General features: G+C 67.5%; 15 protein-coding genes. 9 read left to right on the forward strand and 6 right to left on the reverse strand.

Annotated elements, in window-relative coordinates; translation table 11 throughout:
- The first annotated feature begins 122 nt into the window (after nt 1-122).
- Nucleotides 123-374, forward strand: a complete 252-nt coding sequence (gene moaD, locus ACSQ3N_RS08515) for a molybdopterin converting factor subunit 1 (protein ID WP_436146053.1) — start codon at nt 123-125, stop codon at nt 372-374.
- 34 nt (nt 375-408) lie between these two features.
- Here the strand turns inward: moaD and dapA are convergent, their stop codons facing one another.
- The 3 genes from dapA to ACSQ3N_RS08530 form a co-directional block, all read right to left on the reverse strand.
- Nucleotides 409-1,329, reverse strand: coding sequence for a 4-hydroxy-tetrahydrodipicolinate synthase (gene dapA / locus ACSQ3N_RS08520; RefSeq protein ID WP_436146054.1), 921 nt, complete (start codon nt 1,327-1,329; stop codon nt 409-411).
- Nucleotides 1,330-1,685: 356 nt separating this feature from the next.
- Nucleotides 1,686-2,057 (reverse strand): hypothetical protein, encoded by a 372-nt coding sequence (locus ACSQ3N_RS08525; RefSeq protein ID WP_436146055.1) that lies wholly within the window; start codon nt 2,055-2,057, stop codon nt 1,686-1,688.
- 11 nt (nt 2,058-2,068) lie between these two features.
- The gene (locus tag ACSQ3N_RS08530; protein WP_056162292.1) at nt 2,069-2,323 is read right to left on the reverse strand and encodes a hypothetical protein; all 255 of its coding nucleotides are present in this window, start codon (nt 2,321-2,323) and stop codon (nt 2,069-2,071) included.
- A 77-nt stretch (nt 2,324-2,400) separates the two neighbouring features.
- Between ACSQ3N_RS08530 and ACSQ3N_RS08535 the strand changes: the two genes are divergently transcribed.
- From ACSQ3N_RS08535 to ACSQ3N_RS08555, 5 genes are all read left to right on the forward strand, one after another.
- Nucleotides 2,401-2,631 (forward strand): hypothetical protein, encoded by a 231-nt coding sequence (locus tag ACSQ3N_RS08535; RefSeq protein WP_056162294.1) that lies wholly within the window; start codon nt 2,401-2,403, stop codon nt 2,629-2,631.
- Nucleotides 2,632-2,666: 35 nt separating this feature from the next.
- Entirely contained in the window at nt 2,667-3,143 is a 477-nt protein-coding gene (locus ACSQ3N_RS08540) for a molybdenum cofactor biosynthesis protein MoaE (protein ID WP_436147935.1), read from the forward strand.
- A gap of 251 nt (nt 3,144-3,394) precedes the next feature.
- Entirely contained in the window at nt 3,395-6,001 is a 2,607-nt protein-coding gene (gene clpB, locus ACSQ3N_RS08545; protein ID WP_056162298.1) for an ATP-dependent chaperone ClpB, read from the forward strand.
- 86 nt (nt 6,002-6,087) lie between these two features.
- Nucleotides 6,088-6,453: a hypothetical protein gene (locus tag ACSQ3N_RS08550; protein WP_436146056.1), complete on the forward strand. Its 366-nt coding sequence runs from the start codon at nt 6,088-6,090 to the stop codon at nt 6,451-6,453.
- A gap of 263 nt (nt 6,454-6,716) precedes the next feature.
- On the forward strand, nt 6,717-8,156 hold the full coding sequence (locus ACSQ3N_RS08555; RefSeq protein WP_056420974.1) for a coniferyl aldehyde dehydrogenase: 1,440 nt from the start codon (nt 6,717-6,719) through the stop codon (nt 8,154-8,156).
- Here ACSQ3N_RS08555 and ACSQ3N_RS08560 read toward each other — a convergent pair.
- Together ACSQ3N_RS08560 and ACSQ3N_RS08565 are read right to left on the reverse strand one after the other, a co-directional pair.
- Nucleotides 8,128-10,092, reverse strand: coding sequence for a hybrid sensor histidine kinase/response regulator (locus ACSQ3N_RS08560; protein ID WP_082516698.1), 1,965 nt, complete (start codon nt 10,090-10,092; stop codon nt 8,128-8,130). The two genes, ACSQ3N_RS08555 and ACSQ3N_RS08560, sit on opposite strands and share 29 nt — an antisense overlap.
- Nucleotides 10,079-10,714, reverse strand: a complete 636-nt coding sequence (locus ACSQ3N_RS08565; RefSeq protein ID WP_436146057.1) for a response regulator — start codon at nt 10,712-10,714, stop codon at nt 10,079-10,081. Before ACSQ3N_RS08565 ends, ACSQ3N_RS08560 begins: the two co-directional genes overlap by 14 nt.
- A gap of 181 nt (nt 10,715-10,895) precedes the next feature.
- Here ACSQ3N_RS08565 and ACSQ3N_RS08570 point away from each other — a divergent pair, with 181 nt between their 5' ends.
- From ACSQ3N_RS08570 to ACSQ3N_RS08580, 3 genes are all read left to right on the forward strand, one after another.
- Nucleotides 10,896-11,495 (forward strand): hypothetical protein, encoded by a 600-nt coding sequence (locus tag ACSQ3N_RS08570; protein ID WP_436146058.1) that lies wholly within the window; start codon nt 10,896-10,898, stop codon nt 11,493-11,495.
- 188 nt (nt 11,496-11,683) lie between these two features.
- Nucleotides 11,684-12,208 (forward strand): GNAT family N-acetyltransferase, encoded by a 525-nt coding sequence (locus ACSQ3N_RS08575; protein WP_056162314.1) that lies wholly within the window; start codon nt 11,684-11,686, stop codon nt 12,206-12,208.
- A 192-nt stretch (nt 12,209-12,400) separates the two neighbouring features.
- On the forward strand, nt 12,401-13,567 hold the full coding sequence (locus ACSQ3N_RS08580) for a methyltransferase (RefSeq protein WP_436147936.1): 1,167 nt from the start codon (nt 12,401-12,403) through the stop codon (nt 13,565-13,567).
- A gap of 196 nt (nt 13,568-13,763) precedes the next feature.
- Here ACSQ3N_RS08580 and ACSQ3N_RS08585 read toward each other — a convergent pair whose 3' ends face one another.
- Nucleotides 13,764-14,375 carry a hypothetical protein gene (locus ACSQ3N_RS08585; protein WP_056162320.1) on the reverse strand — a complete coding sequence of 204 codons (612 nt, stop codon included), beginning with the start codon at nt 14,373-14,375 and terminating at the stop codon, nt 13,764-13,766.
- Nucleotides 14,376-14,445 lie beyond the last annotated feature (70 nt).

A 14,445-nucleotide genomic window follows, 5' to 3' on the forward strand; every position in this document is an offset into this window, starting at 1 on the left:
CCCCCAGCGCAAGCGCTGGATACGCCGCCTTCGCGGCGGGGCGGCCCTTGCGCGGGGGCGCTGGCTCAGAGCGTGCCAGTTTCATGCGCTGCAAATGACGCGCCGCGTTATGGAAAACTGAGATGAAAGTCGGTATACGTTACTTCGCCTCCATCCGCGAGGCCATTGGGCACGGCAGCGAGGCGATTGAGACCTCTGCCGCCACGCTGGGTGACCTGCGCGACGAACTGATTGCACGCGGCGGTGCCCACGCCAGCAGCCTGGCACGCGGCCGGGCCGTGCGCATGGCGCTCAACCAGACCTTGAGCGATGAATCCGCCACCCTGGCCGATGGGGCCGAGGTGGCGTTTTTTCCGCCGGTGACGGGCGGTTAGCCGGGCGCGCTCTTTTACGCCCTGGCAAGTCACCTCACAGCGCCTTCAAACGATCTTGCAGCGCCTTCGAGGCCGGCATCATCGGCGCGCGCAGTTCGCTGCGCATCCACCCTGCATGCGCCAGCATCGCCTTGAGCGGGGCCGGGTTGGGCTCGGCAAAACATGCGTCCACCCAGGGTTGCAAGGCTTGCCACACCGGGCGGGCTGCGGGCAGGTCGCCTGAGCGCAGCAAAGCCGTCAACTCCACAAACTGCGGTGTCTGCCAGTGCGCGCTGGCCGAGATGGCGCCGGCGCCGCCCAGGGCCAGCGTGTGGAAGATCTGCGCGTCTTCGCCCGTCAGCACCTGCAGCCGGCCATCGGCGATCAGGGCCTGCGTCTTGGCGGGGCTGCCACCGCAGTCCTTGATGCCCTGGATGCGCGGATGCGCCGCCAGCGCCAGCAGCGTCTCGGTGCTGATCGTGGCACCCGTGCGGTAGGGAATGTCGTAAATCAGCACGGGCACCGCGCTGGCGTCGGCCAGGGTGCGAAACCAGTGCAGCAGGCCTTCTTGCGAGGGGCGGATGTAGTGGGGGGCGGACACCAGCAGGCCCACCACCGGGTAGTGCGCCAGCGCGCGCACCTGCTCCAGCATCTGGCCCTGGTGGTAGCCCGACAGGCCCATCACCACGGGCAACCCCTGGGCGGCGCCCAGCACGGTCTCCAGCACCTGCAGTTGCTCGGCCTTGTCGAGGGCCGCCGCCTCGCCGGTCGAGCCGCAGGCCACGAAGCCCGCAACACCGTCGGCACAGAGCCGGGCGGTGAGGGCGGCCAGGGCCGGATGGTCCACGGCACCATCCTTGAACGGCGTGACCAGGGCGATCCACAGCCCGCTGAAGATGGTGCGGGTGGGCGCAGGGAGTGTGACCTCGGGTGTAGTGGTGAGGACAGCGGAAGCAGGTGTCGTCAGTGTGGGCATGCGCAGGGTTCTTTCAGGGTTCGACCAAGGGAAGAACCGTCCGAAAAAGAACGCGCGGAATGCCGGGGAGGGAAGAAAAAGAAAGCGGGATTTCTCTACCAGGTGGTTCCGTCGCTCATCCGGACGGAACCACAGCTCCGGTCAGATGAGCTCTGGTTTTTTGGCTTTGACCACGCACTGCAAGGCCACCGCGGGAGCGGTGATCAGGGCAGAAATGCGGTGCGTGGGCATGGGGCGCAGTATAGCGACGAGCCTGCAAGACGATGTCTGATGGGCGCCACGGCAGGCAGCGGGCTGATGAAGGCCAGCGCGGCGCCTTGGGGTGTTCGTCGCGGCTTGCTGTAGCGCAGCAGGACTCAGGGCGCCCGGCTTGCTGCGGGTGCCTCGGCTGGGTTCGATGGATCCTCGGCAGGCAGCGGTGGCAGGAGCTCCGGGCAGGGCCAGTTCAGCATCTCGGCCAGGCGCGTGACGATCCACGTCGCCTCGGCCACCGACACGCCCGATTCGGCGCTGCACAGCCCGGCGTGGATGCGCCGCAAGATCTCGGCCTCCGACGGTGCCTGCACGTGGTACAGCGTCTGCGCGTGTTCCACCAGGTGGCCCGCCAGGTCCTCGCACAGTTCGTAGCGGGTGCGCACCACGGCGGGCTTCTCCGTCAGCCGGTTGCGGGTGTCGCTGTACACGGCCATGAAGGAGGGCGGGACGTGGATCTGGTTGTCGTCATCCATGGGCTTCTCGCTCAATCGGGCGTGAACAGGCGCTCGAACCGGGCCTGGTCGGCAGGCAGCTCGAAGCTCACCACCTGGCCCATCTTCATGTCCGACAGCCGGCACGCCGCGAACAGCGTGGTCTTGCCCGCCAGGTCCATCACATCGAGGTCGATGATGGCGTAAGGGTAGGGCACGAAGACCTGGTGCTCGAACACGTCCTTGTGCGCATTGCGCGGCGAAGGGTAGAGCTTGTAGAGGTCGGTGGTGATGGTTTGCGTGGCCATGGAGGTGGGGAAGTGCCCTGCGAGCGGGCACTGGGGGTAAAGTGCGGGCCCATCGTACAGACAATCACACATCCTCCATGGCAAAACCCAAAAGTGAATGGCCCGGCAAAGTCCTGGCCCTGGTGCAGGGCGGCAACATTGACGCCGCCATCGCCCAGATCAAGGTGGCCCCGACCGTGGGCGACGTGACGCGCCTGCAGGCGCTGCTGGCCAAGCTGCCGCCAAAGCCGGCGCTCGCGCAGTTGAACAAAGTGGTCGAAGAAGAGCTCGCCCTGCTGGCCGCGCCCCGGCTGCACCGCTCGCCATGACCACGCCGCGCGACTTGCCGCAGGGGTCAGGGGCTGTGGCGCTGCCCCGCGTGTCCATCCAGACGCAGGACTTCGACCTGTCCACCGAAATCGCCGCGCTGCGCAGCCACAACAAGGGCGTAGGCGCCGTCTGCAGTTTCATCGGGACGGTGCGGGATCGCAATGAAGGCGATGCCGTGTCGTCGATGGAGCTGGAGCACTACCCCGGCATGACCGAAAAATCCATCGAGGCCATGGTGGACGAGGCGCTTCGCCGCTTCGACATCTTCGGCGCCCGCATCATCCACCGCGTGGGGCTGCTGCAGCCGCTCGACCAGATCGTGCTGGTGGCCGTGACCAGCGCGCACCGCGGCCAGAGCTTTCAGGCCTGCGAATTCCTGATGGACTACCTCAAGACCCAGGCGCCGTTCTGGAAGAAGGAAGAAACCTCGCAGGGCGCCCGCTGGGTGGATGCGCGGGTGAGCGACGACGCGGCGCTGGCACGCTGGGGCATCACGGCGCAGAACGCATAGGGCTGCCCGGCGCTACCCCAGGCCGCCTTCCGGCCGCAGTGCACGTGGCGTGTGGGTGCAAGCAGGGTATTTCAGGTTAAAAATGCCTCTGCCGCGCTTGGGGTAAGCGCTAACAGCTATTAAAAATATAGCAACGAGGTGCGGTGCACTCAGGAGAGTTTGCTGATCCACGTCATCCCCGGGCGAGGTGACTGTCTTGAAATCGGGCATTTCCCGCCCCAATTGGTCTGCAATTCGGAGGACATTCACCCATGCGTCTCGACAAATTCACCACCAAGTTTCAAGAAGCCCTGAGCGACGCCCAGACCCTGGCCCTGGGCAGTGACCACGCCTACATCGAGCCCGTCCACGTCATCGTGGCCATGCTGCGGCAGGACGATGGCCCGCGGGCGCTGCTGCAGCGCGCCGGCGTCAATGTGCAAGGTTTGCTGGCCGCGGCAGAGTCCGCTGTGCAGCGCCTGCCCCAGGTGCAGGGCAACGACCAGGTGCAGGGCGGCCCGGAGCTCGGCCGCGTGCTGCAGGCCACCGAGAAGGAAGCCATCAAGCGCGGCGACCAGTTCATCGCGAGCGAGCTGTTCCTGCTGGCCGTGATCGACAGCAAGGGCGAGGCGGCGCGCATCGCCAAGGAAAACGGCCTGACCCGCAAGAGCCTGGAGACCGCCATCGACGCGGTGCGCGGCGGCCAGAAGATGGACAGCGCCGAGGCCGAGGGCCAGCGCGGTGCCCTGGCCAAGTACTGCATGGACCTGACCGAGCGCGCCCGCATCGGCAAGTTGGACCCCGTGATCGGCCGCGACGACGAGATCCGCCGTGCCATCCAGGTGCTGCAGCGCCGCACCAAGAACAACCCCGTGCTCATCGGCGAGCCCGGCGTGGGCAAGACCGCCATCGTCGAAGGCCTGGCCCAGCGCATCGTGGCGGGCGAGGTGCCTGAGTCGCTCAAGGGCAAGCGCGTGTTGTCGCTCGACATGGCCGCCCTGCTGGCCGGTGCCAAGTACCGCGGCGAGTTCGAAGAGCGCCTCAAGGCCGTGCTCAACGAGCTGGCCAAGGACGAGGGCCAGACCATCGTCTTCATCGACGAGCTGCACACCATGGTGGGCGCGGGCAAAGGCGAAGGCGCGATGGACGCGGGCAACATGCTCAAGCCCGCCCTCGCGCGTGGCGAGCTGCACTGCGTTGGCGCCACCACGCTCGACGAATACCGCAAGTACATCGAGAAGGATGCTGCGCTGGAGCGCCGCTTCCAGAAGATCCTGGTGGGCGAGCCCACGGTGGAGGCCACCATCGCCATCCTGCGCGGCCTGCAGGAAAAATACGAGGTGCACCATGGCGTGGACATCACCGACCCGGCCATCGTGGCCGCGGCCGAGCTGAGCCACCGCTACATCACCGACCGCTTTTTGCCCGACAAGGCCATCGACCTGATCGACGAGGCTGCCTCCAAGATCAAGATCGAGATGGACTCCAAGCCCGAGGTCATGGACCGCCTGGACCGCCGCCTGATCCAGCTGCAGATCGAGCGCGAGGCCGTGCGCCGCGAGAAGGACGAGTCGTCGCTCAAGCGCTTCGGCCTGATCGAGGAAGAGATCGCCAAGCTGCAAAAGGAGATCGCCGACTACGACGAGATCTGGCAGGCCGAAAAGGCCCAGGCCCAGGGCAGCGCGCAAGTGCGCGAAGCCATCGACAAGCTCAAGTTCCAGATCGAGGAATTCACCCGCAAGGGCGACTTCAACAAGGTGGCCGAGCTGCAGTACGGCAAGCTGCCAGACCTGGAGCGCCAGCTGAAAGAAGCGCAGGCGCAAGAGGATGGCAAGGACGGTGCTCCTGCCCCGCGCCGCCTGCTGCGCACGCAGGTGGGCGCCGAAGAGATCGCCGAAGTGGTGAGCCGCGCCACGGGCATTCCCGTGTCCAAGATGCTGCAGGGCGAAAAGGACAAGCTCCTGCAGATGGAAGACAAGCTGCACGAGCGCGTGGTCGGCCAGGAGGAGGCGATTGCCGCGGTGGCCAACGCCATCCGCCGCTCGCGCTCGGGCTTGTCGGACCCGAACCGTCCCACGGGCTCGTTCCTGTTCCTGGGCCCCACGGGCGTGGGCAAGACCGAGCTGTGCAAGGCGCTGGCGGGCTTCTTGTTCGACAGCGAAGACCACCTGATCCGCATCGACATGAGCGAGTTCATGGAGAAGCATTCGGTGGCCCGCCTGATCGGCGCGCCGCCCGGCTACGTGGGCTACGAGGAGGGCGGCTACCTGACCGAAGCCGTGCGCCGCAAGCCCTACAGCGTGCTGCTGCTCGACGAGGTGGAAAAGGCCCACCCCGATGTGTTCAACGTGCTGCTGCAGGTGCTGGACGACGGCCGCCTGACGGATGGGCAGGGCCGTACCGTGGACTTCAAGAACACGGTGATCGTGATGACGAGCAACATCGGCTCGCACCTGATCCAGGCCATGGTGGGGCAGGACGCCGAGGACATCAAGGAAGCGGTGTGGGGCGAGCTCAAGAACCACTTCCGCCCCGAGTTCCTGAACCGCATCGACGAGACCGTGGTGTTCCATGGCCTGGACGCGCAGCACATCGCCGCCATCGCCAAGATCCAGCTGCACCAGCTGCAATCCCGGCTGGCCAAGATGGATTTGGACTTGCAGGTGTCGGACGCGGCCTTGGCAGAATTGGCCAAGGTGGGGTTTGACCCCGTGTTCGGCGCGCGGCCGCTCAAGCGGGCGATCCAGCAGCGGCTGGAGAACCCGCTGTCCAAGCTGCTGCTGGAAGGGCGGTTCCCGCCCAAGAGCGTGATCCCGGTCACGGTGAACCCGGTGCTGGAGCCCGGCGTCTTTCAGTTCGGCGCTGCAGCGCAGGGCTGACAGACTGATGTGTTGAACGCGCACGCCGCCCGGGGCTCTCACGAGGCCCGGGCGGCGTTGGCGCAGTTGTGAAGGAGAGGTGTCGTTTGAACGAATTTGTTGCAGGGGTTCTGCGTTTTGTGGTGCGCCTGGTGGTCGTGGCCCTGGGGCTGGTGCTGTTCTTGAGCCTGCTCGCGGGTGTCATGGTGCTGGCGCTGGTCTGGGCATTGCGCGCAGGCTGGGCCTGGCTCACCGGCAGGCCCGTCACCCCGTGGGTCATGCGCATGGATCCGCGCACGGGTTTCAGCACGGCGTTTCGCTCTACCCAGCGCTGGTCGTCGGGGGCGCCGGCAGGCCCGCAGAACGCGTCCGAATCCGACGACGGGGTGCACGAGCCCGCAGCGTCGCGCCGCGGCGGCATCCTGCCCGGCGCTGCGCAGGTGACCGATGTGGAGGCGCGGGAGCTGCGCTGATCGGTGCTCTCGAGCACTGATGTCCCGGCACCTTGGGCTTGTAGCGGTGGTGGGGCCCGCCGCGCAGCATGGATCCGCATCCATCTGCACCCGTCCTCATCGACGCAGCTCTCTAGACGGAGCTTTTTGACACCGCACGCGGGCTCCGCGGCCCGATACTGCGACATGCTCCCGCCCGCACCGCGCAGGCACCGGCCCTGCATGCATGCGTGCTGGTCAGCGCAGGGCCCGGCGGGCCGGTGGCACCTCCTTATCATTGAGCCATGACACCAGCCGATATCCACGCCCACTTCGATCTTCAACGCCAGGCAAGCCGCGAGCACGTCGATGTGCCCCTGCTGGTACGCCGCGAGCGCCTGCTGCGCCTGTCCAAGATGCTGGACGAGAACGGGCCGGTGCTGGCGGCGGCGGTGCAAGCCGACTTTGGCATGCGCTCCCCGCGCCTGACCGAGGTGGCGGATTTCTTCGTGCTGCGCACCTTGCTGTCACACACGCTGAGCCACCTGGCCAAGTGGATGAAGCCGCGCAAGGTGCGCACGCCCATCTTCCTGCAGCCTGCAAGCGCGCACATCCAGCGCCAGCCGCTGGGCGTAGTGGGCGTGATTGCCCCGTGGAACTACCCGGTGCAACTGGCGCTGGCGCCGGCCATCACCGCGCTGGCGGCGGGCAACCGCGTGATGCTCAAGCCCAGCGAGCTCACTCCGCACACATCCGCCCAGCTGGCCGCTCTGGTGGCGCAGTTCTTCACGCCCGACGAGTTCTGCGTGGTGCAGGGCGACGCCAATTTGTCGGCGCTGTTCGCGTCGCTGCCGTTCGACCACCTGGTGTTCACCGGCTCCACCGCCGTGGGCCGCAAGGTGGCGCAGGCCGCGGCCCAGCACCTCACGCCCACCACGCTGGAGCTGGGGGGCAAGTCGCCTTGCATCATCGACGGGCACTGCGACATGCAGGACGCGGCCCTCAAGATCGCGCACGGCAAGCTGCTCAACGCCGGGCAGACCTGCATCGCGCCCGACTACGTGCTGCTGCCGCGCGGCCGCGAGGGTGAGTTTGCCCAGGCCTATCGCACGGCCGTGGCGCGCCTGTTCCCCACCATCGAGGGCAACGGCGACTACGCCTCCATCATCACGCCGCGCCACCATGCCCGGCTGCGCACGATGCTGCAGCAGGCCCAGACGCAGGGCGCCGAAGTGCAGACCATCGACCCCGCCGCCGGCAAACCCGCTGTGCCCACCGTGGGCACGCTGGGCGATGGTGCCAGCCGCCAGATGCTGCCCACGCTGGTGTTCGGCGCCACGTCGGCCATGCAGCTCATGCAGGAAGAGATCTTCGGGCCCATCCTGCCCGTGGTGTCGTACGAGCGGCTGGACGACGCCATCGCGCACATCAATGCCGGCCCGCGCCCGCTGGCGCTGTACTGGTTCGGCCAGAACGAGGCGGTACGCGACGACGTGCTGCGCCGCACGGTGAGCGGTGGCGTGACGGTGAACGACACGCTGATGCACATCGCCCACGACAACCTGCCGTTTGGCGGCGTGGGCGACAGCGGTTGGGGCGCCTACCACGGTGAGCAGGGCTTCTTGCGCTTTTGCCACCAGAAGTCGGTGCTGGTGCAGTCGCGGTGGTCGATGGGGTCGATGTTCTACCCGCCCTACGGCGCGAAGTTCGACCAGGTCATGGGGCTGCTGCGGCGCTGGTTGTAGGTGCTGTCGCCGCGGCGGAGGTCGGCGCAGGGGCCGTCGCAAACCCGCTGTCGATCTCATCAACGTCTGCAGCGTTCGCTGTGCTTGGTGGGTGTGCTGTGTACGGCTGGGTGATGAGCTGCACGATGGCGTCGCGCAGTTGGCGGGTAGACACTGGCTTGTGCAGCAGCAGGGCCGAGGTGGACTGCGCGTCGCGCAGGCGCTGGGGCGAGGTATCGCCCGTCAGGATGATCGCCGGCACCGGCGTGCCCAGGTAGGCGCGCAGGGCCTGCAGCACCTGCTTGCCGGTCTCTTCATGGCGCAGGCGGAAGTCCGTGATGATGAGGTCGGGCACGATGTCGAGCGCGGTATCTTCCAGGCACTCCAGCGCATCCTTGCTCGACTCGGCCGTGATGCACAGGCACCCCCAGCTTTGCAGCAGCGACTGCATACCGGTGCGCACGGCCTCGTCGTCGTCGATGGCAAGAATCTTCAGACCGCTCAGGGAGCGTGCATCCGTTGGGGGCGACATGGCGCTGTCGTCTTCCAGTGCGCCCTGCCACCGGTCCAGCCACAGGCGGAACACGGAGCCGCGGCCCGGGCGCGACATGACCTCGACCGAGGTGCCCATCTCGCGCGCGAGCCGCTGCACGATGGCCAGCCCCAGCCCCAAGCCCTTGCGGCGGTCGCGCTCGGGGTTGCCCAGCTGGTGGAATTCCCGAAAGATGTCGTCCCACTGGTGCTGCGGTATGCCGGCTCCGGTGTCCCACACCTCCAGCGCCAGGCGCTTGCCCCGCGTGCGGCACGCAATCAGCACGCCGCCCTGGCCGGTGTAGCGCAGTGCGTTGGAGATGAAGTTGTGCATCACCAGACCCACCAGGGACCGGTCTGCATGCGCCGCGGCCGATGTCTCGCGGGTGCGGTACACCAGCCCGGCCGTGTCGGCCTGCACGCCGAACTCCTGCTCCAGCGCGCTCAGCAGGGGCTGCAACGCAAACGGGGCAGGGCGCACCTTGACCACCCCGGCCTCCAGGCGCGAGTAATCGAGCAGCGTGGTGAGCATCTCGGCCGCGGCGCCCGAGGCCGCGTGCGCATGCCCGAGCACCGTCCGCTGGTGGTCGCTCAGCGGGCTGCGCTGCAGCGATTCGAGAAACAGCCCCATCGCGTGCAGCGGCTGGCGCAGGTCGTGGCTGGCCGCGGCCAGAAAGCGGGACTTGTCGCGGTCGGCACGCTCGGCGGCCTCTTGCGCGGCCAGCGCGCGCTGGGACTCGGCACGCAGTTCGGTCACCAGCCGGTCGTTCTCAAGCTTGAGCGCGATGCTGCGCCGCGTGGCGCGGTCGGCCGTGCGCGCCTGCATGCAGGTCAGTGCAAAGTAGACGCTGGTCAGGAACAGCGCGGGCCACATTACCGCACCGCCTTCCACCGCCACCGCGATCATCACGCCACCCATGGCGCAGGTGAGGTAGGTGACGTACGCCCGGTACAGCGGCGCGCCCAGGCCGAGCGCCCCCGACGACACGGTGCTGATGATGCCGATGGCATAGATCACGCTCTCTTGCGTGCCCCAGTACAGCACCACATAACCCAGGCTGCCCCAGCTGAGTCCCATCGCGGCCATGCAGGCAATGAGCTTGCGCGCCGCCTGGGGCGCAGGGTCGGTGAAGGGGGCGATGCTGCGCAGCGTGATGTACACCCCGAGCACCACCATGGCGTGCAAAACGAGCCAGATGGTGGTGGCCTGCGTGTCGGCCACGGGGGCCATGACCCACAGCGTACCGAGCGCCGTGGCCAGCGACGCCAGCAGCGTCATCGGGAAGTTCTGCCGCAGCAGCGCGGCCTGCTCGCGCAGCACCTCGTCGCGCTCCCACACCGGCCAGCCAGCCCGGGCCGCCCAGTCGCTCCAGCGCGGGGCTGGCGTGGCGGCTTGCTGGGTCGGCAGGGTTTTAGAGGGTGTCATGGAGCAGCGGGGTGGACAGCCCCATGCGCTGCGCGGCCAGCAGTGCGGCGCTGCGGCTGTTGACGCCCAGCTGCGCAAAGATGGCGGCCACGTGCACGCGCACGGTGTTCTCGCTCAGGCCCAGGTCGCGGGCGATGACCTTGTTGGGCTTGCCGGTGCACAGCAAGGCCAGCACTTCCAGTTGCCGCGCGGTGAGTGACGGCGCACCCGGGACGCGCACAGCGGCGCTGTGGCTGCTGTGGATGGGAAAGCAGGGCTGCCCTGCCAGCGCGCAGGTGATGGCGTCGAGGATGTCCTGCGCACTGGCGGACTTGAAGAGAAAACCGTCGGCGCCCCGGGCGCGTGCCTCGTGGATGGCGTCCGGCGCCACGCTGGCCGACACCAGCACGATGCGGGCGCGGGGGCAGGCCTGGCGCAGCGGGCGCAGGCCATCGAGGCCATTCATGCCGGGCAGCTGGATGTCCAGCAGCACCAGGTCGGTGTCCACGGCCTGCAGGGCGCAGGCTTCGGCGATCGAGCCCGCCTCGGCGATTGCTCCCACGCCGGCATGGTCCTGGACGATCAGGCGCAACCCGGTGCGAAAGAGGTTGTGGTCGTCCACGAGCAAGAGACGGGCAGTCATCCGGCAAGTATTACGCACAAAAAGCTGTTGTTGACTAGTCCATTTGTGCGATGGACGCCGGATAGGTCAATTTTTAGACTTTCCGTCAAGCATTGAAAAGCATCTTGTTGGAAGGCATCGATGGGGTGAAAACCAATGCGCACCTTTGTTTTTTCACATCCTGCACTTGAGAGGGACTCCAATGTCTGTGAATGCATCCATCCAAGGTTCTGCCACCGCTGCCAGCCGCCAGCCCCGCACCGATCGGCGTCCCGCACCCGGCGCCGCGTCCTGCGCCACCGGCCTGGGCGGCAATTCGGTGGCCCACATCGTCGAAGAAAACTGCCCGGGCATGCAGGCCTCGGCGGGTGTGGTGATCGAACACCTGGATGCCCAGGCGGGCACCTGGCAGTTTTCGGTCGACGACGGGCAGACCTGGCGCGCCATTCGCACCGATCTCGTCAACCGCCCAGGCAACATGGGGCTGGCGCTGGACCGCGACGCGCGGCTGCGCGTGCTGCCGTTTGGTGGCCACCGGGTCAGTGGCGTGCGCGTGGCGTTCCACACCGTGCAGCGCAGCCACGGGCAGGGCAACGGCAGCTACCGCGCCTACGCCAGTGACGACCGGGATGACGGCTCGCGCACCGTGACGCTGGTGCTGGGCCTGGCGGCCATCAACGGCACGCCGCCCGCCGTCCACGTGCCCCGCCCGCGCAACAAGCGCGCGCTGGTGCAGCGGGCTGCCGCAGCCGCTGCGGCGTCGTCATCTTCGGCGCTCACGGGCTCGATGGCGATGGCCTGAGACGCGGCCTCGCACACGCCCACAGCCCCACGGAGGGCCTGCGCTGCCTGCCACAAAGTAGGCCCCCTGGGGGCGAATCTGAACGCTTGACGAGGGCAAAGCAGGGCCCTCTACGGGGTGAAAAACCGTTTGCGGCGACAATGCCGGTCCTTTCGTATTTTCATCCCCCGTTTTCGTTCGGTTTTTCCATGTCCAGTATCCAGGTTCGTCCCGCTACGCTTCGCGATGCAAAAGCCATCGCCCAGATCCATACCGTCTCTGCCCAAGAGGCCTACAAAGGGTTGGTGCCAGACGAGCAGTTGAAGTCCATGTCGTCGGTTGAAAAGCGCCAGGCCTACTGGCGCGAGGCCATCGAGTATTGCGAACCCCAGGTCCAGGTGGCCATTGACGGCGAGAAGATCGTCGGCTTTGTCGGCTACGACCGTTCCCGCGATGAAAAGTCCCGCCCCACCACTGGTGAGATCTGGGCCATCTACGCCGCCCCCACGCATTGGAACCAGGGCGTGGGCCTGGCCTTGTGGGACGCCGCCCGTGACGGCCTTCAGGAAGAAGGCTGCACCAACGTGACGTCGTGGGTGCCGCTGCGCAACGAGCGCGCCCTGCGTTTTCATGAGATGGCCGGCTTCAAGCGTGAGCTGTCCACCGCCAAGACCGCCGTGATCGGCGGCGTCAAGATCGAAGAAGTGCGTCTGAAGCGCCCGATCAACGCTTGATGGTGTGAACCCCCCTCTCCGAGCCGCTGGGCGCCGTCCTTCCGCTTGCGCTTTGACGCGCTGTGCGGTCATTTGGATGCTGTCCCACACAGCGGTTCTTGCCCGGCATCCACGGCCCAGCAGGCCGTGCTGGTGCCGCCTGTCAGTGGTACACGCAGCGCCGTGAAGGATCCCATGTCGACCTCTCTTCCCATGATCGCGTGGACCCATCAAGGCGAGCCCCGGCAAGCCCAGTGGCGCTCCGAAAGCGGCGCTCCCGTGCCGCGCCGTGTCGTCACTGCCGATGACACCTTGGCCGCAGACACCGCCTTCCGCATGGCGGCTGAGGGCACAGGCCTGCTGTGGGAGGGCGACTTCCAGAACGCGCGCCACCTGCTGCAGGCGCTGATGCGCCGGGCCGAGCGCAAGCCCCGCAAGGCGGCTGCCCGGTCGGCGCAGAAGCTGGCGGTGGCGACACCGGCAGAGGCCTTTCACCTGCACCGCCAGGCACAGGCCCAACGTGCCCGTGTGCTCGCGGCCATCCTGATCCCGCTCGAGGGTGACTACAGCATCGCGCTGCGCCGCGCGCCCGACTGGCGCCAGGCCTGCACCGAGGCCTGGGGCCCTGCCACGGGCGAGCGGTCGGTCGCCACGCTGCGCGAGCTGCTGGGCCTGCTGGGCGCGCACGAATGGCGCAAGAAGGGCGTGGAGGTGCCTGCACTGGGCGCGGCGCCGCTCAACCGCATCCACCCCCACTACGGTGTGTTCTCGCCTGTGCGGGGCGAGTATGTGGACCTGATCGCCAACACCCCCCTGCCGTCCAAAGAGCTGGCTTTCGACATCGGTGTCGGGACCGGCGTGCTGTCGGCGGTGCTGGCCCGCCGTGGCGTGCAGCGCATGGTGGCCACCGACCAGGACCCGCGCGCGCTGGAGTGCGCTCGCGACAATCTGCAGCGCCTGGGTGTGCTGCCCCGCGTGGAGTTGCTGCAGGCGGACCTGTTCCCGCCCGGCCGCGCGCCGCTGGTGGTGTGCAACCCGCCCTGGCTGCCTGCCCGCGCCAATTCGCCCATCGAGCATGCGGTGTACGACGAAGGCAGCCGCATGTTGCGGGGCTTTCTGACCGGGCTGGCCGACCACCTGGAGCCCGGGGGCGAGGGCTGGCTGATTCTGTCCGACCTGGCCGAGCACCTGGGCCTGCGCCCGCGCGATCAGCTGCTGGTCTGGATCGCCGAGGCAGGACTGGTGGTGCGGGGCCGGCACGATGTAAAGCCACGCCACGCCAAGGCCGCCGATGCGGGCGACGCCCTGCATGCGGCCCGCGCGGCTGAGGTCACGTCACTCTGGCGGCTGGGTGCTGCTGCAGCTGCTCCATCTGCCTAACAAGCCGTTGACCCGTGCCTGGGCTGGCTGGGCTACCTGGTCTGGGTGTGACGGGGCATGGTTGAGTGAACGATTGATCGATGACCCATTGGCCTTTGACCGCATAGTCAATCTGTCGATCAATCAAGCCGCCCGTATCTAGCTGGCGCTCCGGGCGCTCTGCCCTCTGCTTATCTTTCGGTCAGATCTTTTGAGTTCAGCTCAGGACGGCTGGCTGGGTCGTGTCGAACGACTTGGCAGGTGTAGTGGCCGTTGCGGGGAGCAGTTGCTCAAAACGCTCGCGCAGGCTCGCTGCCCGCTCTTCGCCTGCGGCCAGAGCGACCTCGTCGAACATGGCTTCGCCCACGTCGAGCATGCTGTCCTGGTCTTTGGCGGCACGCAGTGCTTCACGAAACTGCTGCGCCATGACCGGGTCGCGGCGGGCGAACAGGCGTTCGCAGGCATCGAACAGGTACATCCGCGCACCGGCCAGCGACCGCAGGGCTTCGGCAGGCTCCTGGCGTGGGGCGGGGGCTGCGGCTGGGGACGACGTTGATGGCCGGCTGGCTGTGGCTGTGGCTGTGACTGTAGCGGTGGACGAGGCGGGTGCTGGCGGCGACTCCGTGGGCGGCAGCTCGGCGGGGCCGGTGAGGTAGCCCTGCCGCATGAGGTTGTCCACGATTTGCGCGCCGATGCCGTTGTACATGGCCTGCAGGTCCGACAGTGTTTTGCCGTCGGCCAGCAGCAGCAGCGAGCGCTCGCGCAGGCTCAGGGTGCGCACGCCGGGGGACAGCTCCAGGCGGGCTTTGTCGGTTTTTTGCAGCAGCATGGCGTGTCCTGTTCACGGGTGATGGCGCTGATTGCACCAAGCGGCGATGACGCTGTGATGACCCCGTGCC

It is taken from the genome of Acidovorax sp. LjRoot194 (assembly GCF_964253015.1).
Taxonomy (GTDB): domain Bacteria; phylum Pseudomonadota; class Gammaproteobacteria; order Burkholderiales; family Burkholderiaceae_C; genus Acidovorax.

Coding starts and splice junctions, on each gene's coding strand:
- ACSQ3N_RS08525 (WP_436146055.1), bottom strand. CDS start 2,057: ATGGATGACGACAACCAGATCCACGTCCCGCCCTCCTTCATGGCCGTG.
- moaD (WP_436146053.1), top strand. CDS start 123: ATGAAAGTCGGTATACGTTACTTCGCCTCCATCCGCGAGGCCATTGGG.
- ACSQ3N_RS08555 (WP_056420974.1), top strand. CDS start 6,717: ATGACACCAGCCGATATCCACGCCCACTTCGATCTTCAACGCCAGGCA.
- ACSQ3N_RS08570 (WP_436146058.1), top strand. CDS start 10,896: ATGTCTGTGAATGCATCCATCCAAGGTTCTGCCACCGCTGCCAGCCGC.
- ACSQ3N_RS08560 (WP_082516698.1), bottom strand. CDS start 10,092: ATGACACCCTCTAAAACCCTGCCGACCCAGCAAGCCGCCACGCCAGCC.
- dapA (WP_436146054.1), bottom strand. CDS start 1,329: ATGCCCACACTGACGACACCTGCTTCCGCTGTCCTCACCACTACACCC.
- ACSQ3N_RS08535 (WP_056162294.1), top strand. CDS start 2,401: ATGGCAAAACCCAAAAGTGAATGGCCCGGCAAAGTCCTGGCCCTGGTG.
- ACSQ3N_RS08580 (WP_436147936.1), top strand. CDS start 12,401: ATGATCGCGTGGACCCATCAAGGCGAGCCCCGGCAAGCCCAGTGGCGC.
- clpB (WP_056162298.1), top strand. CDS start 3,395: ATGCGTCTCGACAAATTCACCACCAAGTTTCAAGAAGCCCTGAGCGAC.
- ACSQ3N_RS08585 (WP_056162320.1), bottom strand. CDS start 14,375: ATGCTGCTGCAAAAAACCGACAAAGCCCGCCTGGAGCTGTCCCCCGGC.
- ACSQ3N_RS08565 (WP_436146057.1), bottom strand. CDS start 10,714: ATGACTGCCCGTCTCTTGCTCGTGGACGACCACAACCTCTTTCGCACC.
- ACSQ3N_RS08575 (WP_056162314.1), top strand. CDS start 11,684: ATGTCCAGTATCCAGGTTCGTCCCGCTACGCTTCGCGATGCAAAAGCC.
- ACSQ3N_RS08530 (WP_056162292.1), bottom strand. CDS start 2,323: ATGGCCACGCAAACCATCACCACCGACCTCTACAAGCTCTACCCTTCG.